Source organism: Curtobacterium sp. PhB136 (assembly GCF_004346855.1).
Taxonomy (GTDB): Bacteria; Actinomycetota; Actinomycetes; order Actinomycetales; family Microbacteriaceae; genus Curtobacterium.
Genome location: NZ_SMGH01000006.1, coordinates 476,548 through 502,720 on the forward strand (window position 1 = coordinate 476,548; position 26,173 = coordinate 502,720).

Sequence of the window (26,173 nt, forward strand, 5' to 3'; positions counted from 1 at the left end):
CTGACACAGGGAATGAGGAACCATGGCGCTGCGCGATGTTGATGTTCTGATCGTTGGGGCGGGACCGGTTGGGCTGATGGCTGCGTCGCAGTTGGCCCGGGCCGGGGTGTCGGTTCGTCTGGTTGATGCGGCCGCGGCGCCCGCGACGACGAGTCGCGCGCTCGGCGTGCATGCGCGCAGCATGGAGATCTACGACCAGATCGGGGTCCTCGGGGAGGTTGCTGGGCAAGGCACGAGGGTCAACGCGTTCATCCGCCATCAGCCGGACGGCGCGTCGCGGCTCAACTTCGATTTCGGGACCTTGGCGACGCAGTTCCCGTACATGTTCAACGTCGACCAGGTGGTCATCGAGCGTGTCCTCCGTGGGCATGCTGCCGCGGCGGGTGTCGCGGTGGAGTGGAACACCCGCCTTGACTCGTTTCAGCGCGACGCCGACGGTGTCACTGCCGAGCTGCGGTGCGACGGCGAAGCGGCCACGGGCGCCGAATCCGTGCGCGCGCAGTACTTGTGGGGGTGTGATGGTGGGCACTCGACCGTGCGGAAAGCACTCGACCTGCCACTCGAGGGTGAATCGGCGCACACCTGGCTCATCTCGGACGCGATCGTGCACACCGATCTCGACCGTGACGGGGTGCACTGGCTCTTTCCCCGCGGCAGCACGATGATGCTCTTCCCGTTCCCGGAACCCGAGAAGTGGCGACTGCTGGACACCAGCGGCATAGGAGACCCTTCGGACGCGGACCAGATCGCTGCGCAGCTCAGCGGCAAGTTGACCGAAGCGCTCGGCCGTGAAATCACTGTGGAGCGCCCGAGCTGGGCGTCAAAGTTCACCATCCAGCAGCGTGCAGTCCCTGCGATGCACGTCGGCCGGTGTTTCGTATCCGGCGACGCCGCCCACGTGCACTCGCCAGCATCAGGGCAGGGACTGAACACCGGCATCCAGGACGCGTTCAACCTCGCCTGGAAGCTGGCCATGGTCCTCCACGGCGATGCGGACGCTGCGCTACTGGACACCTACGACGCCGAGCGAGTCCCCATCGGGCAGGCGCTGCTTGCCTCCACGGGCAAGGTCATGGACACCACCATGGTCAACACACCGGAGGAGACCCAAAAATCCGACCTGAACTTCATGCGGCAGCTCATCCGCAGCATGTCGGCTCTCGCGATCGAGTACGACGACAGCCCGCTCACAGTGTCCGGCGATGAGCCGGGTGCAGGGCCTCGTGCGGGGCAGCGCCTGACACAGGTTTCCGCTGCGGACGCGCAGTCACCGGGCTGGACGAACCTCCGCAGCATGCTGCGAGCTCCATCGTGGCACCTGCTCACCGTCGCTGGTGACACATCCGACAGCAGCGTCGACGCGACGTCACTACCGGGCTGGTTGACGGTGGTGCCGATCAGCCGGACACGCTCCGAGGACGCAAGCCCCAGCGTCTGGGACCCGGACGGCAGTGTCCACACGAACCTCGGTGCAACCATCGGTGATTGGTTCCTGCTGCGCCCCGACGGCTACCTCAGCGCACGAGGCACCGGGACCACGCGCCTGCGCACCGCCCTAGAGCACTTGACCAGCCTCCACACCCACAAGGACGAAAGGTGACCGACGTGCATGACGATGCTCTCCCCAGCAACTGGGGACGGTGGGGCGACGCCGACCAGATCGGAGCCCTGAACCGCATCGATGACAGCGCCCGCCTCCGCGCCGCGGGAGAAGTCCGGACCGGGATCTCAGTGAGCCTGGCACGAGAGACCGCCCCGACACCGTTGACCACTGGTCTCGGACCAGTCGGCAGTCCCGGAACTGTTCCTGCCCCGGTCATGCAGGTCGTGAACTTCAACGGGGTGAAGCCGATGGCCATCACCGACTCGCTGCTGATCAACACCCATAACGCCGGTCTCACCCACGTCGACGCGCTCAGCCACATCCCCGCCGGCGACGAGGTGTATCCCGGAGTGAAGTTGCCGGACGCGATCACTCCGACGGGGGTGCGCCACGGGTCGGCCGATCACCTCGCCGCGGGCGTCGTCACCCGCGCCGTCCTCCTCGACCTCGCCCCCGGCGGCGGCCGTCTCGACGCCACCCACCGGGTCAACGCGGCAGATCTCGATGCTGCGCTCGAACATGCTGGCACAGTCCTGCATCCGGGCGACGCCGTCATCGTCCGCGGCGGCTGGGATGTAAATCAACCGATGTCGCAGCCTGCCCCGGGTCTTGACCTCACGGCCGTGACCTGGTTAGACGAACACGGCGCCGCCCTCTACATCGGCGACATCAGCGATCCCCGCCCGATGTCTGTTCCGATGCCAATGCATCAGGTCGCGCTCGCACGGCTCGGCCTTCCCCTCGTCGACGCAGCCGACCTCGCTGACCTCGCCACGCGGTGTGAGGCGGTGCAGCGGTGGAGCTTCATGCTCGTCCTCGCGCCTCCCCGCATCACCGGCACAACCGGGCTCGCCGTGAACCCGATCGCAATCTTCTGACCCCGACACCGTCGAGGCATACAGTGCGACCGTCAGGGCTCCGCGGTCAGGACTGCCTGCATCAATGGGGCGATCATCCCCACAATGCTCTCAAAGTCCGCATCGACCATCGCATCGATACCGACGACCTGCCGCCCGACGACGACGCCGATGAGCATCGAGGACACCAGTGTTGCCCGCAGCGCCGCGTCGGGAACATCCGGGAAATGCGGCACGTACGCCTCGAGGACTCGCCCCCTGATGAACGCCCGCAGATGCGCTGCAGCTTGCTCGTTCGTGACGGCCGATCGGAACGTGGCCAGCAGCGGACCCGATGACGCTGTTGCCGTCCACAACTCAAGGAAGGCCCGCGTGAGGCGTTCACCGACACCGTCAGCTGGACCCTCAAGAGCGCCGCTGAGTGCTGTGGCGGCCTCAGCAGGCATCACCATTGCCGCTGCGAACAAGTCATCCTTCGACCCGAAAGAACGCATCACGACCGCCGCATCGACGCCCGCGTCCGCTGCAATCTTCCGGATGGACGCGCCCGCATACCCGTCCGCTGCGAACCGGGCCCGCGCCGCGTCGAGGACCGTCTGCCGAGTGTCGTGCACCCCCGGGCGCCGGCCCAGGGGACGAGCCGTCTCGCGCTTCGCTGTTGCCTCGGTCATGAGGTAATCCTATGCAGCGCTACCAATAAGTCAACGCGCGTTGCTTTCTTGGTGGGTTTGATTTACGCTCGCAGACGGTCCACCGCCCTGCCGCTGCTGCCGGGGCCCGTTTTCTTACCGAGAAGAGCCGCGCATGAGCGCCCCATCCGTCCTGCCCCAGCCCACGCCCTGGCGGCGCGTGGTCGTGACCAGTGTCCTGGTCGCGGCGATCGTATCGCTGGTGGTCATCGCGTTCACGTGGCCGTCGCGGGCCTCCTCGGCGCACGACATCTCGATCGCGATCGCTGGACCGAGCGCAGCGTCGAACCAGCTGAAGTCCGCGCTGACGAAGGGCAATGACACCTTCGACGTCCAGCTGGCCGACACCCGCGCCGACGCGGTGCGGATGCTCAAAGAGCGTGACGTCTACGGCGCAGTGGTGCTGTCCTCCGGGTCCGCTCCCGAGGTACTCACCGCGACTGCGGCCAGCCCCGCTGTCGCGCAGGTTATGAACGGCGTCGCCGCGAAACTGCAAGCACAGGCACAAGCACAAGGTTCCGCCGCGTCGGCAGCCGGTGATGCGGCCGCCGCTCCGACTGTCGCCGTCACCGACGTCGTCCCGCTCTCCGATGACGACCCGACCGGGTCGGGCTTGGTTGCTGCGGCGTTCCCGCTTGTCATGGGCGGGATGCTCGGCGGGATCCTCCTGACGTTCCTCGTGCACGGCACCGGGCGGCGCCTCGTCGGCCTGGTCGCCTTCGTGGTCATCGCAGGCTTCGCCGTGGCCGGCATCCTGCAGGGCTGGCTGGGAATCCTGCAGGGTCACTACCTCGAGAACGCGGCGGCATTCGCCCTCGCCCTCAGCGCGATCGCCGGAACAATCCTCGGCGCTTCGACGCTCATCGGCCGCCTCGGCGTCAGCGTCGGGCCGGTGTTGTTCCTCCTGTTCGCAAACCCCCTCGCATCCGCGGCAACACCGTCGTCGTTCCTACCAGCCCCCTGGGGTGTCATCGGTCAGTGGTTCCCACCGGGAGCAGGCGCGCGGCTCCTCCGCGATATCTCATACTTCCCGGACGCCAACTCCACTTTGCAGTGGCTGATCCTCGTGGGATGGACGGCCTTCGGCCTCGCACTCATGGGCATCGGTGCACTCGTGCACGAACAGCGACGCCGAGCCCATCACGGCGAACACGTCGCCCGGCCCGAGCACGCACCGGATCCACTCACCGTCTAGAGGCCTACCGCAACCGAATCCCGAGGCGGGGACTGCTGCAAGTTCGGTTGACTCCTGCCAGAGGGAGCAGCTAGCGGGTCTCCGCTCGTCTACGCGGGAGCCGCTTCCGTCCTGTGGTTGTCCCAGCTGGGCGGTTCCGCCACAGGCCTTCCTCGGTTTTCTTCTTCGAGCGCGGTGCGGAGCGGTGTCCTCTGAGGGCGCAGTCGGGGCAGCCGGTCGCGTACTTCGAGGTGTGATTGTCTGGGCGGACTGAGAACGCGCCGTGTTTGCGGCAGTTCACGGTGACGTCGGTTCGCGCGTCCACGTAGGCGACATCGGTGTAGTCGTACCGGTCGCCATGCGTAGCCAGAGCCTTCGCAACGAAGCGCTCGCGACGAATCTCTACCTGCGCGTTGAAGCCCTTGCAGTCGTGGCAGCCCTGGCCGCGCTGCGGGCCCCACGGCGTCTCGCGGACTCGGCGGTGCTCGCGCGGGGTCTGCTCGAAGGGCCCGTGGTCGGGGCAGATGATGGTGACCTTGGTATCGCCGTTGACGTAGCCGCGTTGGACGTGCGCGTAGTCGTATCGGCTGTCGTGCAGCTTCGTAGCGAAGTCGATGAACTCGGCGGCTCGTGCTTCACGGGTAGCGGTGCGGTAGTCCAAGGGGTCCTCCAGGAGTCGTTGTCCTGGAGCTATGCCGGCACGCCCGAACCAGCTGGGGAAGTCGGCTAGGACCAGTCCTTCGAGGCCGGGCCGATCTACTTCTCGGCGTTCCTCACGTCAGGGTGTGGCCGTCGGGCATAGCCGTGGCATGCCTTCGATCCCTACCGCCGTTCGAGCAGCGCTCCGCTCACCGAGTTCAACCGCGCACCACGTCGTGCCGAACCAGGAAAACGTCACGTCCGCGACCGCCCTGGGGCGACCGATGGGCGCCGCCTTCGGTCGTCCGTTCCGACGTCACAGTTCTGTCGAGCACTGCTCGCACGTCCAATGTTGGGAACCCGAGCCGCTCATCCTCGGCGACTCAACGCTCGGGGCCCGAAGCTCCAGAGCCGACGAGGGCCCGCTTATCGCGCAGCTTCGCCCGGAGCCCGTCCATGCGATGCGGAAGTATCGGAACCAGTCGGTTCCCGCAGACCGGTGGGCCAACATCGAGCCGTTCGTCCTGGACGCTGTCGCACTCGTCGCACCCGCGTGCGCGTACCTTGCCGAACGGCTCATGGTCGCAGTGACCCCCTACGTTGACTGGGTCGTCCACGTCAACGGGATGCCGAAGGTCACCAACGTGTTCCACCCGGTGCTGATCCGCCGGTACATCTCCCGCGACGACCTCCACCTCAAGGACAAGACGCGCCGCGACTACCGGTCCTTCCTGCTCCGGATCTCGGAGGTCGTCCTCCCCGACGAGGGTCCGATCGAGTTTGCGCCGTTGAACGGGCAGTCCGTCACCGCCCCGTACACCGACCTCGAACTGAACCTGCTCGAGTCCTGGGCGCGTGGGCAGTCAACGGCGCTTCGACGTCGAGGTGCTGGCGCGGTCCTTGCCCTAGGTGCGGGTGCTGGGCTTGACCCGTGGGAGATGCAGCACCTGCGGCGAAGCGACGTGCGCGTTGACTCTCATGGAGTGCTCGTCAACGTACAGGGCGGAACGCCGAGGTTGGTGCCCGTGCTCGAACGATGGGAGCAGCTCCTCATCGACTCCCTCGCGGACGGGCCGGACGACGCATGGGTACTCGGCGGGTCGAACAAGAAGACGACTTACAACTTCGTCACGCCGTTCATCAACCACACCGACTTCGGCAACGAGCCGAAGCCAGTCCCGACGCGAATGCGCGCTACCTGGATCACCAGGCACCTTGCTGCCGGCACGCACGCCGCCGAACTCATGGCTGTCGGCGGACTGCGCAAGCCGGAGCACTTGGTCACGTCCCTCCGGCACATTCCGACGATGAACGCTTCCGAGCACCGTCGACGGATCCTCGCCGAGGCCCGCGAAGTTCGGTAACCAATCAGAGGACACGGAACCGTGCTGCCCGGAGCTGCTGCTCGCGTTCGGGCAGCAGACGGCCGCGGGCGTGCTGGGCGCGTTGCTGGGCGACCCACCGTCCGACCGTCACCTCCGTCTGGTCGGTCGCGCGACGACGCGGCGGTCGCTGATGATCGGCCCAGAACTGCTGGTGCGCGGCGAGCATCGCGGACCACTGCGCGTCCCGAGGGTTCCAGGCGAAGCCCGGCACCGCTTCAAGTCGTCGAACCTGGTACGAGCAGTAGCCACCCGCAGCGCCGACCTGCCGGAAGTAGGTGATTGCGTCAACGAGGGTCTGCTCGACGGTCGCAGGGCGAGGGCGGGTCGAGTCGGCGCGGGGCATCCGTCCGTGCTCGTCGACGAACTCGTCGAGGTCGTGCACTCGGTCGGTCCAGCGTCGTACGAACGTTTCGACCTCGACGGCGTCATCGGTGTCGGCGAGGTAGAACGCGACGCCGCGCCGTTGGTCGAGGGTGAGCGTCAGGGCTGGCTGCGCCGCGTGGTCGGAGTACTCGGCGTGGAGCGCTGCGAGCGTCGTGGTCGGGGTGGGCATGTGGTCCTCTCCGAGGCCGGCGGTCGGCCTCGGAGGGGGTATGCGCGGAACGGGCGTGATCTTGGAGGACGCGCGGGTCGCAGACGAGCGGGGTCCGCAAACAGGACCAATCCGGCCGCGAAGATCACCACGTTTTCTGAGTCCCCGAAGCAGAAAGCCGCCCGGATCGCATGCACATCGCCAGCGTCACGCGAACGACGCCGACATCGCATGCGGCAAGCGGCGACACGCCCGGGGTGCAGCGACCGCTCGCCCGCACAAAGACGCCCGCGGATCCGCGCGGGCATGCGGATCGGCAGGCAGCGAGATCAGAATCTGGGGCGCCTTCCCACAGCACATCCCGAGTCGCCTGCATAGGCCAGGCATGCCTAGCCAGATCCTCCGGTCACCGCGTCAGTACATCGCCGCGATGCAGCGCGCCCCCCTGTCGTTCCTCACACGCGGAGGAACACCGGTGAAGTACGTCCCGACGTTCTCGGAGGATAGATGGAGGGTTGTCCGCGACTTCGTGGTCAGCGCAGTCACCGAGGCGGCAGCGTCCATTGCCCAGCCCGCCGAAAGGCTCGTCGTCGTCGCGGCACCATTCGTCGACTGGGTCGTCAACGTCAACGGATACCCGGCGAAGACCGCCGTCGTGTTCCACCCCGTCATCATCCGTCGCTACATCACACGGACCGACGTCACCTGGTCGGACACCACGCGTCGCACATACCGGTCGGCGCTGATGCGCTTGTCCGAGGTCCTCGTCGGCGAGGTGCCGCTGGAGTTCGCACCGACAACTCCGCAGAACACCGCAGCACCCTACGACGCCCTCGACCTGCACCTCCTCGAGAGCTGGGCGACGGGCCAGTCGACCGCAGCACGGCGTCGCAGCGCCGGCGTCGTCCTCGCGCTGTGCACCGGAGCGGGGCTCAAAGCAAACGAGCTTCTCCAGGTCCGCCGCCAGGACATCGTGGCTGACGCCGGCGGCATCCTCGTCACGGTCAATCCGGTCGGCCGGACCGTTCCGCTCCTGGCTCGCTTCGAGACGCTCCTACTCGACTCCATCGCTGAGGTCGAGGCGGAGCACTGGGTGTTCGGATCCCCGAAGCGCGTCAAGCACGGCATCAGCACGCTCACCACGTTCCTCTACGACACCGACCGTGGCAACGAGCCCGACCCCGTCACCACCCGCATGCGGAACACCTGGCTCATCACTCACCTCATCGCCCGCACCGACATGCGCGCCCTCATGACCGCCGCCGGCGTCACGAAGTTCGAACACCTCGACCAGCTCGTCGCACACGTTCCCGCTCTCGATGACGCTTCGTACCGCCGCCGGCTCCGCGCGCAGGAGGTCACCCGATGACCGCCGCGCTGACGAAGTATCACGACGCCGAGCACGTCGACCGATGGTTCGAGCAGAGCTTCGAAATGACGCTCAACGACTGGGTGACAATGGGCATCAAGAAGTCCGTCAAACGGGCCGTCCACGAAGTCTCCCTCGTTTGTCGACACGGCGACGTGCAGCAGGTCATCGACGGCTTCAAAGCAGAAAGGCGTAAGTCCAACGCTGGTCAGAAGAGCAAGTTCAGCGAAGCGAGCGCGCTGATGCTCGTCTTCGTGTGCCTGCGCGCGAGGAAAAAGATGTCGCTGATGGCAGCCGTCGAGATGCTCATGCATATGGGCTGGAAGCAGCGACGGCGCCTGGGCATCACCGAAGTGGTTGAGAACCGCCAAGAACTGATGTACGACCGCGTCTGGGCCGCGCTGGCTCGCTTGCGTGACCTGGTTGATGACGAGCCCGGCGACCGCCACGAGGGCATGCCCTTCCAGGTTTACAACGAGCTGGTCGCCCAGCGCGACCCCGTCGAGATGGCCGCACGGACTCGACGTCGCGGAGAACTGATGACGGCGATCCTGCACGGTTCTGTCCTTCTCCTCCCGAAGGAGATCCGCGACCGTCCGGATGGAACACACGCAATCGACGCCACCATCCTCGAGCTCGTCGGGATGCACAAAGCCTTCGAAAACATGCGCCCAGGCGACAAGATGCCGACAAATCACGGCGGCGGACTCTACGTCCGACACGGCGATCACGACGGCTCGAAGAAGGGTCCCGGCAAGCGCAAGTACGGCCAGGAGATCGAGTACTGCATCTGGACCCGAAACAATGCCGACTCCGACAAGGACTTCCCGCTTCTCTTCACGGCGATTGGCGACCATAAGCCCGGCAAGCTCATCGGTCACGGTCGCAAGCTCCTCGAGTCCCTGATCGCGCGCGACATCAAGATCAAGACGCTCGTCGCAGACCGCGCGTACACGCCCAACGCCAAGGTCGAGGACCTGCAGCTTCCCTTCGCCCAGCACGGCGTCAGCCTCGTGATGGACTACGGCATCGATCAGAAAGGCAAGCAGGCTTTCTGGGCCAGCCCCGACGGCAAGCACGACCTGGTCATGTGCGATGGAAGCTGGTACCTCGCTTCGATGCCCAAGACACTGCAACTCGCCGAGAAGACATATGCGGACGCGCAGAAGGCCGCGACCGACAACATCGAGAACGAGGACGCTCGCGAGGCGCATATCGCTGCGGCGCACGACCTTCTCGTTCAGCAGCGCGCCCGCCGCTCCCGCTTCCGTCTGGAGCCGCGCGGCCGTCACCGCGCCGACGGATCACGACAGTACTTCTACCCGACCCTGCGGCTCGAAGACTCAGTCGATATCGACCCCAACACCGGGGCGATCGTCGACATCACCGTGCCGAGTAAGACTGTCCTCATTCCCGGCGTACTCGGAAGCGGCACCCGAAACGAAGAGAACACCAAGCACCTCAAGTACGGCCAAGAGTTCGAGTACAAGTCCGAGAAGTGGCGCGGGATGTACGGCCTGCGCAACACGGTCGAGTCTGGCAACGCGTCCGTGAAGAACCCGGAGCACCTTGCACTCGGCATCGCGATGAAGCGCCTCGTTCGCGGCCCCTGGTTCGCGGCCCTCTGCGCCGCGATGGCGGCCGCATGCGAGAACATCCACCGAATCGTTGACTGGTACCAGGAACGGCTCAACCTCGCCCACCGGAATCGCAAGAACCGATCCCACCCCGCCGTCTACGAGCAGCGCGACCCTGTGAAGTACTGGGCCGACCGCAAGGTCACCACCGCACCGCCGGACATACCGGCGGCGGCCTGACCATGCCCACATAGAACTGAACAGACCAACCCCAGCCGCTCGGCGTGCGCACTCAGCGCCCCGAGCCGATGCCCCCTGCCCGGAATCCGGGTAGGGGGCTTTTTGCGTCCTTCGGGAGGGCCGTTGGCTTCATTCAAGGGCCCCGACCAGCACTACTCGGCTCCTCGACGCCGCGGTGAAGACCCCACAGGAGATCCGCAGACGGTCGAAGAGGGGGAGGACCGAATACCCCGAACCGATTCCGTCGATAGACCGATCGGCCCGTGGCTCCGCCTCCAGGATTCGAACCCGGACCTAACGGCACCAAAGGCCGTCGTGCTGCCATTACACCAAGGCGGAACACCCCACGAAGGGGCCAGACCATCCTCCCATGACCCGCACGGTGGCCGTGCGCGCAGGGTTCGGCCAAGATGGTGGGATGCCGCACGAGGACGAAGTCGACCGGATCGTCGCGGCGTGGGGACGGCAGCGCGACGACCTCGACTTCGCACCGCTGCAGGTGCTGTCCCGGGTGGACCGGCTCGCTCGGCACCTCGACCGGGCACGGCGTGCAGCGTTCGACGCGAGCGGGACGGAGCCGTGGGAGTTCGACGTCCTGTCGGCCCTCCGGCGTGCGGGTGAGCCGTTCGAGCTGAGCCCGAAGACCCTGCTGCAGCAGACCCTGGTGTCGAGCGGCACGATGACGAACCGGGTGGACCGGCTGACCGCACGGGGTCTGGTCGCGCGGCGGACGGACCCGAAGGACGGCCGGGGCATCCTGGTGTCGCTCACGGATGCCGGCCGGACCGCGGTCGACTCGGCGATCGCAGATCTCCTGGGAGCGGAGCGGGACATCCTCGCGGGGGTGTCCCACGACGAGCAGGACCAGCTCGCGGGGCTGCTGCGCCGGCTGATCCTCGGCCTGGGCGACTGACCGAGGAGCAGGCCGAGGCGCAGGCCGACGAGCGGGCCGAGGCGTAGTCTCCGCCGCATGCACGCCATCACCCTCGCCGTCGCCGACATCGAGCGATCGGCCGCGTTCTACACCGCGCTCTTCGGCATCGAGGGCAGCGGAATCATCGGCACCGAGTACGTCGCGACCGACACCGCGGCGGGCGGGACCACCGCCATGTTCACCCTGGACGACGGGCTGATCGTCTCCGTCTACGGCCGTGACGACATGCGGAAGGACGCGAGCGTCGCGCTGGCGACCGACCCGAGCACCACGATCGGGCACTTCGAGGAGTCCCGGGAGGCCGCCGATGCGTTCCTCGAACGGGCGCGGGCCGCGGGTGCGACCATGCTCGAGCCGCCGTACACACGGCCGTGGGGCATGTACTCCGGCTTCTTCCAGGACCCGGACGGCCACCTCTGGGAGGTCGTCGCGAACCCCGGCCTCGGCGACCCCGCCGCTGGCGCCTGACGTCCGACCAACCGGACGACGGACCCGCTCAGACCCCGAGCTGCTCCGCGACCTCGAGCCACCGCTCCTCGAGCTGCTCGATCTCGGCCTCGAGCGTCCCGAGCTTCGTCTGCAGGTCACCTAGGCCGGCGTAGTCGGACTGGTCGTGCGTGGCGAAGGCGTCGAGCAGCTTCCTCCGGTCGTCACCGACGCGGGCGATCCGCCTGTCGAGCGCTGACATCTCCTTCTCCGCGGCGCGACGATCCGCACCGGACAAGCCGGACGCGCCCCCGGCACCGGACGCGACCGCAGGAGAAGGTGACGAGCCCGACCCAGCCGTGTCGGGCCTCCCGGCCGAAGCGGCGGCAGCCGCAGAAGCGGTGGACCCACCGGTGCCGGCCGCCCGGAGTCGCATGTACTCGTCGACCCCGCCCGGCAGGTGCCGCAGGTGCCCGCCGAGCACGGCGTACTGCTGGTCGGTGACCCGCTCGAGCAGGTACCGGTCGTGCGAGACGACCAGGAGGGTGCCCGGCCAGGTGTCGAGGAGGTCCTCCATCGCGGCGAGCATGTCCGTGTCGAGGTCGTTCGTGGGCTCGTCGAGGATCAGCAGGTTCGGCTCGTCGAGCAGGATGAGCATGAGCTGCAGGCGACGCTTCTGCCCGCCGGACAGGTCGCGGACGGGAGTCGAGAGCTGCTCGGCCGTGAAGCCCAGGCGCTCCAGCAGCTGCGACGGCGTCATCTCCTTGCCGTCCGCGACGTAGCTGGTCTTCTTGCGGGCGACGACCTCGCGGACGCGGTCGTCGGCGTACTGCGCCAGGTCCGCGAGCTGCTGGTCGAGGACCGCGACCTGCACGGTCTTGCCCGTCTTCACGCGGCCACTCGTCGGCTGGAGGCGTCCCGCGATGAGCGAGAGCAGCGTCGACTTGCCGGCGCCGTTCGGCCCGAGGATGCCGGTCCGCTCCCCCGGCGCGATCCGCCACTCGATGCTGCGGATGGTCGGCTCGTCGGTGCCGGGATAGGTGACGCCGACGTCGAGCAGGTCCACGACGTCCTTGCCGAGGCGGGCCGTGGCGGTCTTCGACAGGGCGACGGTGTCGCGGAGCGGGGGCACGTCGTCGATGAGCGCGTTGGCCGCGTCGATGCGGAACTTCGGCTTGCTGGTGCGGGCCGGGGCGCCGCGACGGAGCCACGCCAGTTCCTTGCGCGCCAGGTTCTGGCGGCGCTGTTCCGAGGCCGCCGCCTGCCGGTCGCGCTCCACGCGCTGCAGGATGTAGGCCGCGTAACCACCCTCGAAGGGTTCGACGATGCCGTCGTGGACCTCCCACGTGTCGGTCGACACGGCGTCGAGGAACCACCGGTCGTGGGTCACGACGACCATGCCGCCCTGGTTCGCCGGCCAGCGCCGGTTGATGTGCTCGGCGAGCCACTGGATGCCCTCGACGTCGAGGTGGTTCGTGGGCTCGTCGAGGAACAGCACGTCCCAGTCGCCGACGAGCAGGCGCGCGAGGGCGACGCGGCGACGCTGGCCTCCGGAGAGGTCGTCGACGAGTTCGTCCCAGGGGATGTCCGACACGAGTCCGCCGATGACGTCGCGGATCTTCGGGTCGCCGGCCCACTCGTGCTCCTCGCGGTCGCCGACGACGACGGCGCCGACGGTCTGTCCCTCGGGCAGGGCGTCACGCTGGTCGAGGACGCCGACGGTCACGCCGCGGCGGTGGGTGACGCGACCGGTGTCCGGTTCGAGGCGCTTCGCGAGGAGGCTGAGGAGCGTCGACTTGCCGTCGCCGTTCCGACCGACCACGCCGATGCGGTCACCCTCGTCGATGCCGATGGTGACGCTGTCGAAGACCGTGCGGGTGGGGAACTCGAGATGCAGGTTCTCGGCGCCGAGGAGATGTGCCACCCGTCAAGGGTAGGTGCTGCGCGGCGCGCCCTGCGCTCGCGGCCGCGCGAGCGCGGCGGTGCGTGGTGCGAACCGGCGGCGCACAACCGAAACCAGTTCGAACCACGTGCGTCCGTGGTGCGAACTGGTTTCGGTTACGCGGCGGCGGCCCACGGTGGCGACGCACGCGGCGGACGCGCGGTGCGCGGGCGGGCGCCCGACCGACCGACGGGAGGCTCGGCTCAGCTCCCGAGCGTCGGGTCGGGTTCGCCGGCGGCCTCCTTGGCACGCTGCAGGCGCGCCTTGGCCTCCCAGAACGCGATCTCGCGGTCGAGGTCCGCGAGTTCCTGCTCGGTGGTGGTCACCCTGCGGTCGCCGTGCGCCGCTCGAGCGTGCCCGAGGCTGGCGTACCCGTCCTCGTGGCGGGTCGGCTCGATGTACCGCCCGTGGTTCCGGGGACCAGGAGCCCAGTCGTGCCCGATCGCGAACCACACGATGCTGCCGACGACGGGCACCAGGATCACGAGGATCACCCACGCGATCTTCGGCAGGCCGCGGATCTGGTCGTCCGTCTTGGTGAGGATGTCGATCAGCGCGAACACCAGCAGGACGATCGTCACCCCGGACAACAGCACGCTCATGTCCCGGATTCTATGGACTCCCTTGGAGCTTCCGCTACGCCCGCGTCAGAGGGACGCCACCCACTCGTCGGAGCCGTCGGAGAAGCGCTGGTGCTTCCAGATCGGGACGCGTTCCTTGACGAGGTCGATCAGTGCCGCGCAGGCCGCGAAGGCCTCCGCGCGATGGGCCGACGACACCGCTGCGGCGAGCGCGACGTCCCCGACGACGAGCTTCCCGACCCGGTGCAGCACAGCGATGCGCACCCCCGGGTGATCGGCAGCGATCGTCGCTGCGACCTCGGTGATGACCTCCCCCGCGCTCGGGTGCCGTTCGTACTCGAGCGCGGTGACGCCCTTGCCGTCGTCGTGGTCACGGACGACTCCGGCGAAGGTCACGACGGCACCGTCCTGGTCGGTGGCGACGACGTCCGCGGTCTCCGCCACGGTGATGGCGCGGTCGACGACGTCCGACAGCACGACCCGCGCAGCGGCGGCCCCCGACCCGGCGGCGGCCCCGGCGGCCCCAGCCCCGGCCCCGGCCCCGGCCCCGACGTCGGTCACGATGCGCTCCGCGGCGCGTGGCCCTCGCCGTGCAGCTGCGCCAGGACGTGGTCGAGCAGCCCGTCGAGCACCGCGAGCCCGTCCGCGACGCCACCGCGTGATCCGGGCAGCGTGACGACGAACGCCCCGCCGGACGCGATGCCCGCGACACCGCGGCTCAGCAGCGCGGTGGGACCGGCGCCGGCGAGGCCGCGGCGGCGGATCTCCTCGACGATGCCCGGCAGCTCGAGGTCGAGGAGGGGCCCCACGGCTTCCGGAGTGCGGTCGGTCGGCGTGACCCCGGTGCCTCCGGTGGTGATGACGACCCGGGCGTCGGCGAGGAGCTCGCTCGTGATGGTCTCGGCGACGGGCCCGCCGTCGGCGACGATCACCGGGTCCGGGACGGAGAACCCGTGCTCGCGGAGCCAGGCCGCGATCACGGGCCCGGTCCGGTCGAGCGCCGGGTCTGCGGCGGCCTGCGTGGAGACGACGACGACGGCAGCTCGGCCCCGGGTCGGTTGCGAGGTCATCGTGCGCTCCAGTCCCCGGACCGACCACCGTGCTTCTCGAGCACCCGGACGTCCGTGATCGTGGCCGTCCGGTCGACGGCCTTCACCATGTCGTACACGGTGAGCGCGCCGATGCTCGCCCCCGTGAGCGCTTCCATCTCGACGCCGGTGCGCGAGGTCGTGCGCACCGAGACCTGCACCACGACGCGGTCGTCGGCGCCGGTGATGTCCACTTCGACCCCGGCGATCGGCAGCGGGTGGCAGAGCGGCACCAGGTCCGAGGTCTTCTTCACCGCCATGATCGCGGCGATCCGGGCGGTGCCGATCACTTCCCCCTTGGGCAGCGAGCCGTCGAGGATCCGTGCGACCACGTCGGGGCGGGTGACGAGGGTCGCCGTGGCGGTGGCCGAGCGCGCGGTGACGTCCTTCTCGGAGACGTCGACCATGTGCGCGCTGCCGTCGGCCCGGACGTGCGAGAGGCCGGTCTGATCAGCGGCGTCAGTCATCGGATGCTCCAGACGGTCAGGGGGTCGCCGGGTTCGACGGCCGCGGTGCCGACGGGCACGTGCACCAGGTGCGTGGCGTCGGCGTAGTGGGCGAGGAGGTGCGAGGACGGACCGCCGACGAAGTGCACGCGCCCGTCTGCGACCCGGCCGCGGCGGACCTGGTGCTTTCCCTCGGGCGAGGTTGCGGCGGACGCGGCGGGCAGGGTCTGGGTCGGACGGGCATCGGGCATCCCCGCGGCGCGGGCGAGCACCGGACGCAGGAACACCTCGAACGAGACGAGCGCCGACACCGGGTTGCCGGGGAACGACACGACCGGGACGGGTCTGCCGGCGAACTCGACGGTGCCGAACGCCTGCGGTCCGCCCGGCTGCATCGCGACCGGGGTCACGGCGAGCCCGCGCGGCTCGAGGGCCTGGCGCACGACTTCGTACGCGCCGGCGCTGATGCCACCCGTGGTCAGCACGAGGTCGGCCCAGTCCCCCACTGCGGTGTCGAGCGCGGAGAGGAACCTGGCTTCGTCGTCGGGCACCCGGACGGTCCGCGACTCCACCCCGACCTCGGCGAGCGCCGCCCGCAGCGCGACCCCGTTCGCATCGTTGATCCCGGCGCCACCACCGCCGCCGTCGCCGCCGCCCGGAGCCTCTGCCGAAGCCCCGCCGAGCTCCGACCCCGTCGACACGACGAGCGCCCGCGGCCGACGGACCAGCTCCACGTGGGTCACCCCGGCGGACGCGAGCGCCCCGAGCACGGCGGGCGTCAGTGCGGCTCCGGCGTCGACGATCGTCTCGCCGACGCCGAGGTCCGACCCCGTCGCCCGCACGAAGGTGCCCGGGGCGAGGTCCGCCGGCACGTCCACCGATGCCAGCGACAGCGCCGCCGGGAACGCCCCTGGCAGTGTGGCTTCCACCGGGAAGACCGCGTCGGCGCCGTCGGGGATGCGGGCACCGGTCATGATCGGCGCAGCGCTGCCCGGTGCCAGCGGCGCGGGGACGACCCCGGCCGGGATCGGGGCGACGACGCGCAGCGTCGAGCCGGCGTCCGCGGCCCGCACCGCGAAGCCGTCCATCTGGCTGTTGTCGAACGGTGGGAGCGGGATCGGCGACCCGACGGCACGACCGAGCACGCGGTACCCGTGTCCCGCGCCGGTGTCGGCAGCGAGGTCGTCGACGGCCACGGCCTCCGGACCGGGGAACCGCAGCGCAGACGGACGCACCACGGGCTCGACGAGCGCTTCGATGTCCTGCCGATGCTGACCGATCGATCGCAATGGTGCCTCCGAATGACTCGACGCGCGGCCCCCGAGGCGGCCCGTGTCAGTAGCGTAACGAGCGCGCACGACGCGCCCAGACGATCCGGAGGACCTGTGGAGAACGACCTGCCCGCCACCAACCCGACTGCGACCATCGGCGTGATCGGCGGCTCCGGCCTCTACGAGCTCTTCGCGCCCGGCACCGCCGACGAGCTCGACGTGCCGACACCGTTCGGGTCGACCTCGTCCCCGATCACCGTCGGGACGATGGCCGGCAAGCGCGTCGCGTTCCTCACCCGGCACGGCCGCGAGCACTCGGTCGCCCCGCACCGGATCAACCACCGCGCGAACCTGTGGGCGCTCCGCTCGCTCGGGGTCCGCGCGATCGTGTCCTCGAGCGCCGTCGGTGGCCTGCACCCGGACTACGCCCCTGGCACCTTCGTGGTGACCGACCAGCTCATCGACCGGACGTGGGGCCGCGCCGACACCTTCTTCGAGGACGCCGTCCAGCATCTGTCCTTCGCGGACCCGTTCGACCCGGTGCTCCGCCGCGTCGCGATCGAGGCCGTCGGTGCGCTGGACGTCCCGTTCCGCCCGACCGGCACGTGCGTCGTCATCCAGGGGCCGCGCTTCTCCACCCGCGCCGAGTCGGTGTGGATGCGCGAGGCCGGCGGGCACACGATCAACATGACGATGACGCCGGAGGTCCCGCTCGCCGCCGAGCTCGGGATCGGCACCGTGAACCTGTCGTTCGTGACGGACGCCGACGCGGGGCTCGCCCCCACCGAGGACGAAGCGGAAGCCGCCGCCGAGACCCCGGTCACCCACGCACTCGTGATGGAACGCCTGGCCCGCGCGAACGAGGTGATCGTCGGCGCCATCGGCTCGATCGTCGGCGCGATCCCCGACGACTTCACCCCGCGCGAGCTCGTCCCGGCCGCAGCGAGCGAGCGCGCCGCGAGCGACCGCGCAGCGAGCGAGCGCGCAGCGGGCGAGCGCGTGACGGGCGCCTCGGCATGAGCCGCCTCCTCGTCACCGGCGGCGCCGGGTTCATCGGCTCCGCGATCGTCCGTCGCGCGATCGCCGACGGCCACGAGGTCCGCGTCCTCGACTCCCTCCGCGCCGACGTGCACGGCGACCCGCAGGCCGTCATCGCGGACCACGAAGCGCGGGGCATCGCGTTCGTGCACGGCGACGTCCGCGAGCGCGTGGCCCTCGACGCCGCACTCGACGGCATCGACGTGGTCTGCCACCAGGCCGCAAAGGTCGGCCTCGGCGTGGACTTCCAGGACGCCCCCGACTACGTCTCCAGCAACGACGCCGGCACCGCGTACGTCCTGGCCGGCATGGACCGGCTCGGGATCGGCCGCCTGGTCGTCGCGAGCTCGATGGTCGTCTACGGCGAGGGGGCGTACACGACATCGACCGGCGAGCCGGTGCGGCCGCCCGCCCGCCGCCGCGAGGACCTCGACGCCGGCCGCTTCGACCCGATCGGTCCCGACGGGCAGCCGTTGGTCCCCGGCCTGATCGACGAGTCCGCCGCCCTCGACCCCCGGAACGTCTACGCGCAGACGAAGGTCGCGCAGGAGCAGCTCGCCTCGTCGTGGGCCCGGGCGACCGGTGGCCGTGCCGTCGCGCTCCGGTACCACAACGTCTACGGCCCCGGCATGCCCGCCAACACGCCCTACGCCGGCGTCGCATCCCTGTTCCGCTCCGCGATCGCCCGCGGCGAGGCACCCCGGGTCTTCGAGGACGGCGCGCAGCGACGGGACTTCGTGCACGTGGACGACGTCGCCGGCGCCAACCTCGCGTCGATCGCCGCGACGGACGCACTGCCCGACGACTCCTTCCGGGCGTACAACGTCGGGTCGGGCACCGTGCACACCATCGGCGACATGGCCGCCGCGATCGCGGGCACGGCCGGCCTGGAGCCGGTCGTCACCGGCGAGTACCGTCTCGGCGACGTCCGGCACGTCACCGCCTCGTCCGCGCGGATCGCGGACGAGCTGGGCTGGCGCGCCGAGGTCGACTTCGAACGGGGCATGCGCGAGTTCGCGGACGCGCCGTTGCGCGCGGCCGTCCGCTGACGACCTGGTCGCCACCACCCACCGGACGGGAGGCACGGTGCCAGCCCGCACCGTGCCTCCCGTCCGGTGGTCCCCTGCCCACCACCGGACGCTTGCTGTGCGCGGACCGGACACGGGGTACGAGCATCCTGTGCGTCAGCGGCGACACTCCGGTTGCCTGGTGTGCATGGCAACCAGCTCCCGTCGAAACGGCCGACCGCACCGAATGGTCGACATGAACGTCGACGTGATCCTGCCGTGCCTGGACGAGGCGGACGCCCTGCCCAAGGTGATCGGCCGCCTGCCCTCCGGCTACCGCGCGATCGTCGTCGACAACGGCTCGACCGACGGCTCCGCCGAGGTCGCCCGTGCGCACGGCGCGCTCGTCGTCACCGAGACCCGACGCGGCTTCGGATCGGCCTGTGCCGCCGGCGTGGCCGCAGCGACGGCGGAGTACGTCGCGTTCTGCGACGCCGACGCGTCCATGGACCCCGCCGAGCTCCCGCCGCTCGTCGCCCGTGTCGCGACCGGCCGCGTCGACCTGGCGCTCGGCCGCCGCGTCCCCACCACCCCCGCCGCCTGGGCACCGCACGCGCGCTTCGCGAACCGGGTCCTGGCGGTCCTGATGCGCCGCGCGACCGGGTACCGGCTCCGCGACCTCGGCCCGATGCGCGTGATGCGCCGCGCCGACCTCGTGGCCCTCGACCTGCAGGACCGCCGCAGTGGCTACCCGCTCGAGATGGTCCTCGCCGCCCACGCCGCCGGCTGGCGCGTCGACGAGTCCGACATCGGCTACGAGCAGCGCATCGGCGACAGCAAGGTCACGGGCACGCTCCGCGGCACGATCAACGCGGTGCGGGACATGTCCCGGCTGCTCCGCAAGTACCGGCGCGACGGACGCACCCGTGTCGTCGCGCCGGCCCCCGTTGCCGAGGGGACGAACGCATGAACACCCCTGAGACCACCGTCGCGCCGCTGACCGTCGTCGTCATCGCGAAGGAGTGCCTGCCCGGCAAGGTGAAGACCCGCCTGACCCCGGCGATGACCCCCGAGGACGCAGCGCGTGTCGCTGCCGGCAGCCTCGACGACACCCTCCGCACCGTCGCCGCGCTCCCGGTCGCCCGCCGGGTGCTCTTCTTCGACGGCTCGGTCGTCCCGGACGCCGCGGCCGGCTTCGACGTCCTGCACCAGCCCGGCGGCGGACTCGACGAGCGCCTCGGCCACCTCTTCGACGCGATGACCGGTCCGACGCTCCTGGTCGGCATGGACACCCCACAGCTCTCCGCCGACGACCTCGCGCCCGTGCTGCACGACCCCGAGCGCGACGCCTGGTTCGGCCCGGCCGAGGACGGCGGCTTCTGGGCCCTGTACCTCCGCGAGCCGGACGGCGCCCACCTGCGTGGCGTCCCGATGTCCCGGGACGACACCGGCGCCGTGCAGCGCGCACGGCTGGTGGACGCCGGACTCGACGTCGGCACCCTCGCCACCCTGCTCGACGTGGACACCGTGCCCGACGCCCGACGCGTCGCCGAGCTCGTCCCCGACTCCACGTTCGCCGCGGCACTCGCCGCATCACTGACGTCGCCCCTCACCACGGCGACGACCCCCCTCACATCAGGAGGCACCCGATGAGCGACATCACCCAGGCCCCGGTCACGTTCGGCACCGGCGGCGACGAGCCGTACGCACGAGCACTCCGCTCCGACGGTCGCCTCCGCCTGACCGACCCGGACCGCCCGGACGCCGAGGTCACGCTCGACGTCGGACGCTGGAGCGCCGCCGCGGACCGCGTCGACCGTTCCCTGCTCGACGACGTCGACGGCCCCGTGATCGACATCGGGTGCGGTCCCGGGCGGATGCTCGTCGCCGCCCGCACGCTCGGCATCCCGGCGCTCGGCGTCGACGTCTCCGCCGATGCCGTCGCGATCGCACGGCGCGCCGGCGGCCGTGCCGTCCAGGGCTCCGTGTTCGACTCCGTCCCGGAAGAAGGGCGCTGGGACACCGCGCTCGTCCTCGACGGCAACATCGGCATCGGCGGCGACCCCACCGCCCTGCTCGAGCGCTGCCGGGACATCGTCCGCGTCGGCGGCCGCGTCGTCGTGGAGACGCACGTCGACCGCACGGCCGACCGTACGTACCGGGCGAGGGTGATCGACACCGACGGCCACGAGAGCGCCGAGTTCCCCTGGGCGGAGGTCGGCCTCGACGCACTGCACGGGCACGCCGCCCGTGCGGGCCTCGTCGCACGCTCGAGCTGGACCGTCGCGGGTCGGAGCTTCTGCGAGCTCATCGCCTGAGCCGCGCCGATGCAACCGGTTGTTTTGCATTGCTCAAGACAACCGGGTACCGTTGGTGTCTCTAGCCGACGGCGTCAGGGCCGCCGACTCGGCGTTCCCTCGACGCTGCCACCACATCGAGGAGACCACCATGACGAACAGCACCTTCCCGTTCGGCGGCGCCTTCGTGTCCGGACTCGGCGGACGTGACGAGCACGGCACCTACACCGGCTCCCGCTCCGACCGCTCGGTCGGCACCTACACGGGCGTCCCGGTCACCGGACGCCTCGGCCGTTTCGTGGACACCCAGTCCGCGCGACCGGGCACCGTCACCGCGTCGAACCGCACGGTCACCGGCTCGTTCCGCACCGCGACGGGATCGTTCCGCACCGCCTGAGCGCTTCGCGGCGACCGACCGCGAACGGCCGTCCACCCCGGGTCCTCCCCCCTTCGACCCGGGCCGGGCGGCCGTTCGCTCGTTCCGGGTCCTGGTCCTCAGGCCCCGGCGACCGCAGCCTCGAGGCGCTGCGCGATCTGACGGAGCCACTCGCGATCGTCGAGACCTTCCTCGGCCGGCACGTAGTTGCAGTCGAGCTCAACGAGTCGCCCGCCCAGTGCCGCCGCGTCGGGCAGGACCTCGTCCAGGTCACGGACGTCCCCGAGCAGCGCACGCTGGTCGTCGTCGGAGCTGATCGCCAGGTAGTGCTCCAGGGCATCGGCAGCCCCGTAGGGTGCGTCGGCCCAGTCCTGGTGGAAGTAGGCGCCGACGAAGTCGTCGAAGGCGTCGAAGTTCGTCGCGGTGATGCTCGCGACCGCGGGGTAGGCCGTCAGCACCGTGTACCCGGCGGGACGGTCCGGTGCCGCGGTGAGCACCACCCGGACGGCGTCCAGGTCCTGGACCTCGCCGAACGGCATGCCGCGCCCGGTCACACCGCCGGGGACCGCGTAGACGCGGAGCGGCTTCGGGCAGTCATCGGCGACCCAGGTACGGATCCGCAGGTGGTTGGCGTCCAGGGCGTGTGCGACGATCCGGTTCGCGTCGTCGGTCCCGCCGGTGAACACCGAGGTCCCGGTCCTGACGGCATGGGGCATCACGTACTCCTCTTTCGTGCTGGTCGTGGGACGTCGATCATCCGCGCTCCAGACGCGCAACGAGCGCGTCCAACCACTGCTTCGGCGTCATCCCGAGGTCCAACATCGGCGACAGCCCCGTTCCGACGTACCGCATGTATCTCTTGACGGAATCGTCCTCACCGAGCTCTTGCTGGAGGAGCTTCGCCTCTTCCAAGTACACGTCGCCTTCGCGACCCTCAAGCTGGTCGATGGTCGATGCGTACACCGATTCCACGTCGGGATGGTCGAGATCCCAGTCTTGGTTGAACTCCGCCGCCAGCAAGTTGCGGACGCTGGGCGAACGCTCGACGAGCGCACGGTACTTCTCGATTCCCCTCATGCAGGCGCAACTCTCGGGTAGGCGGTGAGGACGAAGTACGGCGGATTGCGGGACGGATCGTAACGAAGGACGGCCCGGACCAAGGTCGTGTTACGCATCGGTGGCACTCCCTCCGGCTCGCAATCGCTGCCAACTCCGCGTCGAGCTCCGCGACCCTGTGCTCCACGGGCAGCGTGTAGACGCCCTTCGGTGTCTGCCCGTCCTTCCGCGAGCGGATCCCTCGGAGAGGGAGTTCATCGTTGCTCACGTCGACTCACCGATCCTGCGGGTCAGGGAACTCGGCCACTCGGCGAGAGGCACGCCGAGATGCACACTCGGAGCGAGCCCAGACCCGACGAAGTTCAGGAAGGCCTGTACCTCAGCTTCGGTCGTCAGCTCCCGCTCGAGGACCTGCGCCTCACGCAGGTACACGGCGCGCGCTTCGGGATCGAGATCGTCGAGAACGGATGCGTAAGCGGCTTCAGCATCCTCGAAGTCGAGGTCCCAATCGTAGTTGAACACTGCCCCGAGCAAGTTGCGCAGGTGCGGGATCTCGGCGACGACCGCGCGCCGTTCTGAGTCGTTCACTGGTCCAACGTCGCCTTCGGGTAGGTCGTGATCACTCGGTAGGGCGGTTCCGCAGTCGGGTCCCACCGCAGCACGACGCGGACCACCGTGTCGTCGTGCATGGGGGGCGTGCGTCCCGGGGCATAGCCCCGACCGACTACCCGGTCCGAAGGCCAGTCAAAGCCCTCGGTCCGTGTCGGTTTGTCGGCGACCTGATTGGCGTGGATCCATTCCTGGACCGCTTCGTGGTTGAAGTCAAGCGTGTTCGCGACCAGTTTGTCGACCTCGGACGTCTGCACGGTGAACACGCTGTTCGCGCTCTTGCCGCCGTTCCGCGAGCGGATCCAGTCGTCGAGCTCCTGCCCGTGCAGGTCCGGCCGGACGTGCCGCTCGAGGGTGTGGCCGCCCGCCGCCTCCGCGGCAGCCAACCCGCCCCCGTCGGTGAACGGCTGTGACTCGATGCCGTGCGGCAGCGAGGCCTCGTCATGCGGCCGCAGCAGGTCCGGGTGCTCGTCCGCGAACTGCGCCATCTCGCCGCGCAGCATCTGGTCGAAGGAGCCGTCACCCTTCCCGATCCCCGGCGTGAAGTCGTCGCTCCCGGTGTAGTCGCGGTAGGTCCGGTCGACCAGGTCGTGCAGCGCGTCGACGCTCTCCTTCGACGCACCGTGCTCCACCCAGGACCGGACGTCCCGGCTCAGCCCGTGCAGCCCGAGCTTCGACAGCCCCTCCGCCAGCTCCGTCGCCTTCGCGGTGTCCTTCGCGAGGCCGCCGGGCCCGCCCAGACCGAGCCCGAGCCCCATCGCGGCAGCTCCCGCAGCCGCGCCCGGGTGTTCCTGCGCCTCGGTCCACCAGTCGCCGAGCGCCTGCCCGGCGGCGTCGTGCGCCTTCGCCGCGTCGCCCTTCGGGTCGAGCGCGGCGTCGACCCACGCGTAGGGCGAGAGGAACAGCCCGAGTGTGGCCGCACCGTCGGCGAAGCCGCCCCACGTCGAGCCGAGGGTGTCGGTCGACCAGGCTCCCTGGTTGTCGAAGCCGAGCATGTGGATGCCGCTCTCGAGCGACTGCAGCAGCTCGTCCGTCGCGCCTTCGGAGAACTGTTCACCGCAGGTCTTGCCGTCTGCCGTGCCGGGTGTGCTCCACGGCAGGTCGACGCCGCGGGTGTTGAGGTCGTTCTCCGACGGAGCGACGTAGGCGCCCTCGAGGCTCGCTCCCGATGCCGTCTTGATCGCGGTCGCGCAGTCCGCCTGGGCCTGCTCGAGGAGCGCGACCTGCGCGTTGATCCGCCGGATGATGTCGTCGTTCTCGTTCCGGGTGACGATGTCCTCGTACCAGGGCACGGTGGTCTTCTCCGGGGGCGCGTCGGTCCGGGTCGCACCGTACGCGTTCCACGAGCCGTCCACCTGCGGCGCGGTCGTGGTCGAGTAGGGCGACGTCGCCTTCGGGACGCCGTGCTGCACCCGCGCGACGAACGCCGCCGCTTCGACGCGCAGGTCGTCGAGCTGCTGCTTCGGCCCGGCAGCGCTGGAGGCGTAGGTGTCGAGCGCCTTCGCGACGCCGCGTGCTGCCTTGCCGATCGCGTGGGTGTCGTCGGCGACGGGGTCCATCAGCGCGAGGGCCTGCCCCGACTCGGGTGCCTCGTAGACGCCGGCGAGCGCCTTCCACTTCGTCGGGATGTCGTCGGCGACGGTGCGCATCGACTCACCGCCGCCCGAGATCGTCGTCGCGGCGGCCGACACGGTCGCCAGGTCGAGTTCCGATCCGGGGATGCCGTCGGGGTCGACGAGGCCGTGGTCACCGATCGCGACGCCGCTCACCGGCCGGCTCCGGGAACGGCCGTCGCGCCGTCCGCCCCGGCGGTCCGGACGAACAGGGAGACGTCGTGGGTCTCGTGCGCCGTGATGCCGGCGCGCTGGGATGCCGCCGCCATCTCGAGGTCGCCGCGGACGTAGGCGTCGACCGCGCCGTGGACGCCCTGGACTCCGCCGATGAGCCGGAACGTGACCTGGTCCACGTCGTCGCTGACCTGGTCGACGAAGGCCCCGAGCGCTTCGTTCACGACCGCACCGGCACCGCCGGACGCGTCGGTGACCCCCGTCTGCACGGACTGCAGCGCGGCCGCCGTGCCGTCGAGCGACGTCTGCATGCCGTCGAGCACCGACCGCACCCCGGCCGGGTCGATCTTCCAGCTCCCCGAAGTCATCGAACCTCCCCCGTTCGGATGCCATCGTCCCGTGCGGACGGGGTCCGGTGCAACCCGCTCCCACGGACGCCGCGTGCCAGTTCCGCTGCGGCCCGCCACCGATCCGGCTCGTCGCCGGCGAACCAGAACACGAGGCCCGGCGTCCGGGGCGAGCCGACGGGTCGCCCGCCGAGGTCCTCCGCTCGCCCCGCCAGGCCGCGAGCCCGCACGGCGCGGGCGCCGGCGAAGACCGCGAGCGGGGTCGTCGGTCCGCGGAGGACGGGGTCGGTGACCCCGTCGAGCCGTCCGCGGCTGGTGGAGAACAGTCCGGACTGCGGATGGCGACCGAGACTGACGGACTGGAGGCCCGCCTCCAGTCCGTGCCGCACCGAGCGTCGGTCATCGGTCGCCACCACGACGCGGAGGGTCTCGAAGACCGTCTGCGGTCCGCGTTCGACGACGAGGAGACCGCCGACGGTGCCGTCGGCACTGCCGACGACGACGGTGGTGGGTGCCGGTGAGCGCCGCTCCGCGTGCGCCGTCAGCTCCGCAGGCGACCACGGCTCGGCGGACTCGTGCGGGGCGAACGTGACGGTGCGACCGAACGCCTCCAGGAACCGGGCGGTTGTCGCGCCGAGCACCAGGCGCCCCGACGGCGCGTGCTCGATCGTCAAGTCCACGTGCAACAGGTCCCCGACCGGTGCGTCCGGTCGTCCCGGTTCCCCGGACGGCCGCCAGCGGTACCCGTGCTCGGCGAGCAGGTGCAGCGCCGCCCAGGACAGCACCGCGCCGGGCGCCGTCTCGACGACACGCGTCCGCTCTCGGGCGACCCGCCCGAACAGCGCGGCGTCCGCGCGCACGACCTGCCCCATGATCCCCCCGACCGCGATGCCACCCATCGCC

The 26,173-nt window shown here is 70.0% G+C and carries 29 protein-coding genes and 1 tRNA gene; 14 read left to right on the top strand and 16 right to left on the bottom strand.

Features of this window, described 5'->3' with window-relative positions:
- Positions 1 to 22: 22 nt before the first annotated feature.
- Together EDF27_RS11735 and EDF27_RS11740 are read left to right on the top strand one after the other, a co-directional pair.
- Positions 23 to 1,600 carry an FAD-dependent oxidoreductase gene (locus EDF27_RS11735; RefSeq protein ID WP_132048903.1) on the top strand — a complete coding sequence of 526 codons (1,578 nt, stop codon included), beginning with the start codon at positions 23 to 25 and terminating at the stop codon, positions 1,598 to 1,600.
- Between the two features lie 218 nt (positions 1,601 to 1,818).
- Positions 1,819 to 2,481: a cyclase family protein gene (locus EDF27_RS11740; RefSeq protein ID WP_243698319.1), complete on the top strand. Its 663-nt coding sequence runs from the start codon at positions 1,819 to 1,821 to the stop codon at positions 2,479 to 2,481.
- A 32-nt stretch (positions 2,482 to 2,513) separates the two neighbouring features.
- Here EDF27_RS11740 and EDF27_RS11745 read toward each other — a convergent pair whose 3' ends face one another.
- Positions 2,514 to 3,131, bottom strand: coding sequence for a TetR family transcriptional regulator (locus EDF27_RS11745; RefSeq protein ID WP_132048905.1), 618 nt, complete (start codon positions 3,129 to 3,131; stop codon positions 2,514 to 2,516).
- A gap of 133 nt (positions 3,132 to 3,264) precedes the next feature.
- On the opposite strand from EDF27_RS11745, the gene EDF27_RS11750 reads away from it, so the two are divergent.
- Positions 3,265 to 4,344, top strand: coding sequence for a hypothetical protein (locus EDF27_RS11750; RefSeq protein WP_132048907.1), 1,080 nt, complete (start codon positions 3,265 to 3,267; stop codon positions 4,342 to 4,344).
- A 70-nt stretch (positions 4,345 to 4,414) separates the two neighbouring features.
- Here the strand turns inward: EDF27_RS11750 and EDF27_RS11755 are convergent, their stop codons facing one another.
- On the bottom strand, positions 4,415 to 4,984 hold the full coding sequence (locus EDF27_RS11755) for a hypothetical protein (RefSeq protein ID WP_132048909.1): 570 nt from the start codon (positions 4,982 to 4,984) through the stop codon (positions 4,415 to 4,417).
- 262 nt (positions 4,985 to 5,246) lie between these two features.
- On the opposite strand from EDF27_RS11755, the gene EDF27_RS11760 reads away from it, so the two are divergent.
- The gene (locus tag EDF27_RS11760; protein WP_165931464.1) at positions 5,247 to 6,326 is read left to right on the top strand and encodes a hypothetical protein; all 1,080 of its coding nucleotides are present in this window, start codon (positions 5,247 to 5,249) and stop codon (positions 6,324 to 6,326) included.
- Between the two features lie 4 nt (positions 6,327 to 6,330).
- On the opposite strand, the gene EDF27_RS11765 is transcribed toward EDF27_RS11760, so the two are convergent.
- On the bottom strand, positions 6,331 to 6,900 hold the full coding sequence (locus tag EDF27_RS11765; RefSeq protein ID WP_132048913.1) for a helicase associated domain-containing protein: 570 nt from the start codon (positions 6,898 to 6,900) through the stop codon (positions 6,331 to 6,333).
- 454 nt (positions 6,901 to 7,354) lie between these two features.
- On the opposite strand from EDF27_RS11765, the gene EDF27_RS11770 reads away from it, so the two are divergent.
- Entirely contained in the window at positions 7,355 to 8,248 is an 894-nt protein-coding gene (locus EDF27_RS11770) for a hypothetical protein (RefSeq protein ID WP_132048915.1), read from the top strand.
- Entirely contained in the window at positions 8,245 to 10,065 is a 1,821-nt protein-coding gene (locus tag EDF27_RS11775; protein ID WP_132048917.1) for a hypothetical protein, read from the top strand. Before EDF27_RS11770 ends, EDF27_RS11775 begins: the two co-directional genes overlap by 4 nt.
- 264 nt (positions 10,066 to 10,329) lie before the next feature.
- On the opposite strand, the gene EDF27_RS11780 is transcribed toward EDF27_RS11775, so the two are convergent.
- Positions 10,330 to 10,404: transfer RNA gene (locus EDF27_RS11780), tRNA-Gln, on the bottom strand.
- Positions 10,405 to 10,483: 79 nt separating this feature from the next.
- On the opposite strand from EDF27_RS11780, the gene EDF27_RS11785 reads away from it, so the two are divergent.
- Positions 10,484 to 10,978, top strand: coding sequence for a MarR family transcriptional regulator (locus EDF27_RS11785; protein ID WP_132049008.1), 495 nt, complete (start codon positions 10,484 to 10,486; stop codon positions 10,976 to 10,978).
- Positions 10,979 to 11,035: 57 nt separating this feature from the next.
- On the top strand, positions 11,036 to 11,467 hold the full coding sequence (locus tag EDF27_RS11790) for a VOC family protein (RefSeq protein ID WP_123703343.1): 432 nt from the start codon (positions 11,036 to 11,038) through the stop codon (positions 11,465 to 11,467).
- Positions 11,468 to 11,495: 28 nt separating this feature from the next.
- On the opposite strand, the gene EDF27_RS11795 is transcribed toward EDF27_RS11790, so the two are convergent.
- The 6 genes from EDF27_RS11795 to glp all read right to left on the bottom strand — a co-directional run bounded on the left by EDF27_RS11795 (position 11,496) and on the right by glp (position 16,771).
- Positions 11,496 to 13,349: an ABC-F family ATP-binding cassette domain-containing protein gene (locus tag EDF27_RS11795; RefSeq protein WP_123703345.1), complete on the bottom strand. Its 1,854-nt coding sequence runs from the start codon at positions 13,347 to 13,349 to the stop codon at positions 11,496 to 11,498.
- A gap of 221 nt (positions 13,350 to 13,570) precedes the next feature.
- Positions 13,571 to 13,969 (bottom strand): PLDc N-terminal domain-containing protein, encoded by a 399-nt coding sequence (locus EDF27_RS11800; RefSeq protein WP_123654337.1) that lies wholly within the window; start codon positions 13,967 to 13,969, stop codon positions 13,571 to 13,573.
- Between the two features lie 45 nt (positions 13,970 to 14,014).
- Positions 14,015 to 14,398, bottom strand: coding sequence for a molybdenum cofactor biosynthesis protein MoaE (locus EDF27_RS11805; protein WP_243698330.1), 384 nt, complete (start codon positions 14,396 to 14,398; stop codon positions 14,015 to 14,017).
- Positions 14,399 to 14,505: 107 nt separating this feature from the next.
- Positions 14,506 to 15,018, bottom strand: coding sequence for a molybdopterin-binding protein (locus EDF27_RS11810; RefSeq protein WP_123703349.1), 513 nt, complete (start codon positions 15,016 to 15,018; stop codon positions 14,506 to 14,508).
- A complete protein-coding gene (gene moaC / locus EDF27_RS11815; RefSeq protein ID WP_123703351.1) occupies positions 15,015 to 15,503 on the bottom strand; it encodes a cyclic pyranopterin monophosphate synthase MoaC in 489 nt (162 codons plus the stop codon). The genes EDF27_RS11810 and moaC overlap by 4 nt, the downstream gene beginning before the upstream one ends.
- Positions 15,500 to 16,771 carry a gephyrin-like molybdotransferase Glp gene (glp, locus tag EDF27_RS11820; protein WP_123703353.1) on the bottom strand — a complete coding sequence of 424 codons (1,272 nt, stop codon included), beginning with the start codon at positions 16,769 to 16,771 and terminating at the stop codon, positions 15,500 to 15,502. Before glp ends, moaC begins: the two co-directional genes overlap by 4 nt.
- A gap of 96 nt (positions 16,772 to 16,867) precedes the next feature.
- Here glp and EDF27_RS11825 point away from each other — a divergent pair, with 96 nt between their 5' ends.
- The 6 genes from EDF27_RS11825 (at position 16,868) to EDF27_RS11850 (ending at position 21,492) form a co-directional block, all read left to right on the top strand.
- Positions 16,868 to 17,773, top strand: coding sequence for an MTAP family purine nucleoside phosphorylase (locus EDF27_RS11825; RefSeq protein ID WP_243698320.1), 906 nt, complete (start codon positions 16,868 to 16,870; stop codon positions 17,771 to 17,773).
- A complete protein-coding gene (locus EDF27_RS11830) occupies positions 17,770 to 18,840 on the top strand; it encodes an NAD-dependent epimerase/dehydratase family protein (protein WP_123654343.1) in 1,071 nt (356 codons plus the stop codon). Before EDF27_RS11825 ends, EDF27_RS11830 begins: the two co-directional genes overlap by 4 nt.
- Positions 18,841 to 19,006: 166 nt before the next feature.
- Complete coding sequence (locus EDF27_RS11835; protein ID WP_243698321.1) at positions 19,007 to 19,768, top strand: glycosyltransferase family 2 protein; 762 nt, start codon at positions 19,007 to 19,009, stop codon at positions 19,766 to 19,768.
- Entirely contained in the window at positions 19,765 to 20,451 is a 687-nt protein-coding gene (locus tag EDF27_RS11840) for a DUF2064 domain-containing protein (RefSeq protein ID WP_132048919.1), read from the top strand. The genes EDF27_RS11835 and EDF27_RS11840 overlap by 4 nt, the downstream gene beginning before the upstream one ends.
- On the top strand, positions 20,448 to 21,116 hold the full coding sequence (locus EDF27_RS11845) for a class I SAM-dependent methyltransferase (RefSeq protein ID WP_123654345.1): 669 nt from the start codon (positions 20,448 to 20,450) through the stop codon (positions 21,114 to 21,116). The genes EDF27_RS11840 and EDF27_RS11845 overlap by 4 nt, the downstream gene beginning before the upstream one ends.
- A gap of 130 nt (positions 21,117 to 21,246) precedes the next feature.
- Complete coding sequence (locus tag EDF27_RS11850; RefSeq protein ID WP_123654346.1) at positions 21,247 to 21,492, top strand: hypothetical protein; 246 nt, start codon at positions 21,247 to 21,249, stop codon at positions 21,490 to 21,492.
- 98 nt (positions 21,493 to 21,590) lie between these two features.
- On the opposite strand, the gene EDF27_RS11855 is transcribed toward EDF27_RS11850, so the two are convergent.
- The 6 genes from EDF27_RS11855 to EDF27_RS11880 form a co-directional block, all read right to left on the bottom strand.
- Entirely contained in the window at positions 21,591 to 22,187 is a 597-nt protein-coding gene (locus tag EDF27_RS11855) for a contact-dependent growth inhibition system immunity protein (RefSeq protein ID WP_132048921.1), read from the bottom strand.
- A 37-nt stretch (positions 22,188 to 22,224) separates the two neighbouring features.
- Complete coding sequence (locus EDF27_RS11860; protein ID WP_132048923.1) at positions 22,225 to 22,548, bottom strand: contact-dependent growth inhibition system immunity protein; 324 nt, start codon at positions 22,546 to 22,548, stop codon at positions 22,225 to 22,227.
- 243 nt (positions 22,549 to 22,791) lie between these two features.
- Positions 22,792 to 23,115: a contact-dependent growth inhibition system immunity protein gene (locus EDF27_RS11865; RefSeq protein WP_123654350.1), complete on the bottom strand. Its 324-nt coding sequence runs from the start codon at positions 23,113 to 23,115 to the stop codon at positions 22,792 to 22,794.
- Positions 23,112 to 24,905 carry an RNase A-like domain-containing protein gene (locus EDF27_RS11870; protein WP_123654351.1) on the bottom strand — a complete coding sequence of 598 codons (1,794 nt, stop codon included), beginning with the start codon at positions 24,903 to 24,905 and terminating at the stop codon, positions 23,112 to 23,114. The genes EDF27_RS11865 and EDF27_RS11870 overlap by 4 nt, the downstream gene beginning before the upstream one ends.
- Entirely contained in the window at positions 24,902 to 25,291 is a 390-nt protein-coding gene (locus EDF27_RS11875) for a DUF6507 family protein (RefSeq protein ID WP_132048925.1), read from the bottom strand. The genes EDF27_RS11870 and EDF27_RS11875 overlap by 4 nt, the downstream gene beginning before the upstream one ends.
- The gene (locus EDF27_RS11880; RefSeq protein WP_123703371.1) at positions 25,288 to 26,169 is read right to left on the bottom strand and encodes a DUF6177 family protein; all 882 of its coding nucleotides are present in this window, start codon (positions 26,167 to 26,169) and stop codon (positions 25,288 to 25,290) included. The genes EDF27_RS11875 and EDF27_RS11880 overlap by 4 nt, the downstream gene beginning before the upstream one ends.
- Between the last annotated feature and the right edge of the window lie 4 nt (positions 26,170 to 26,173).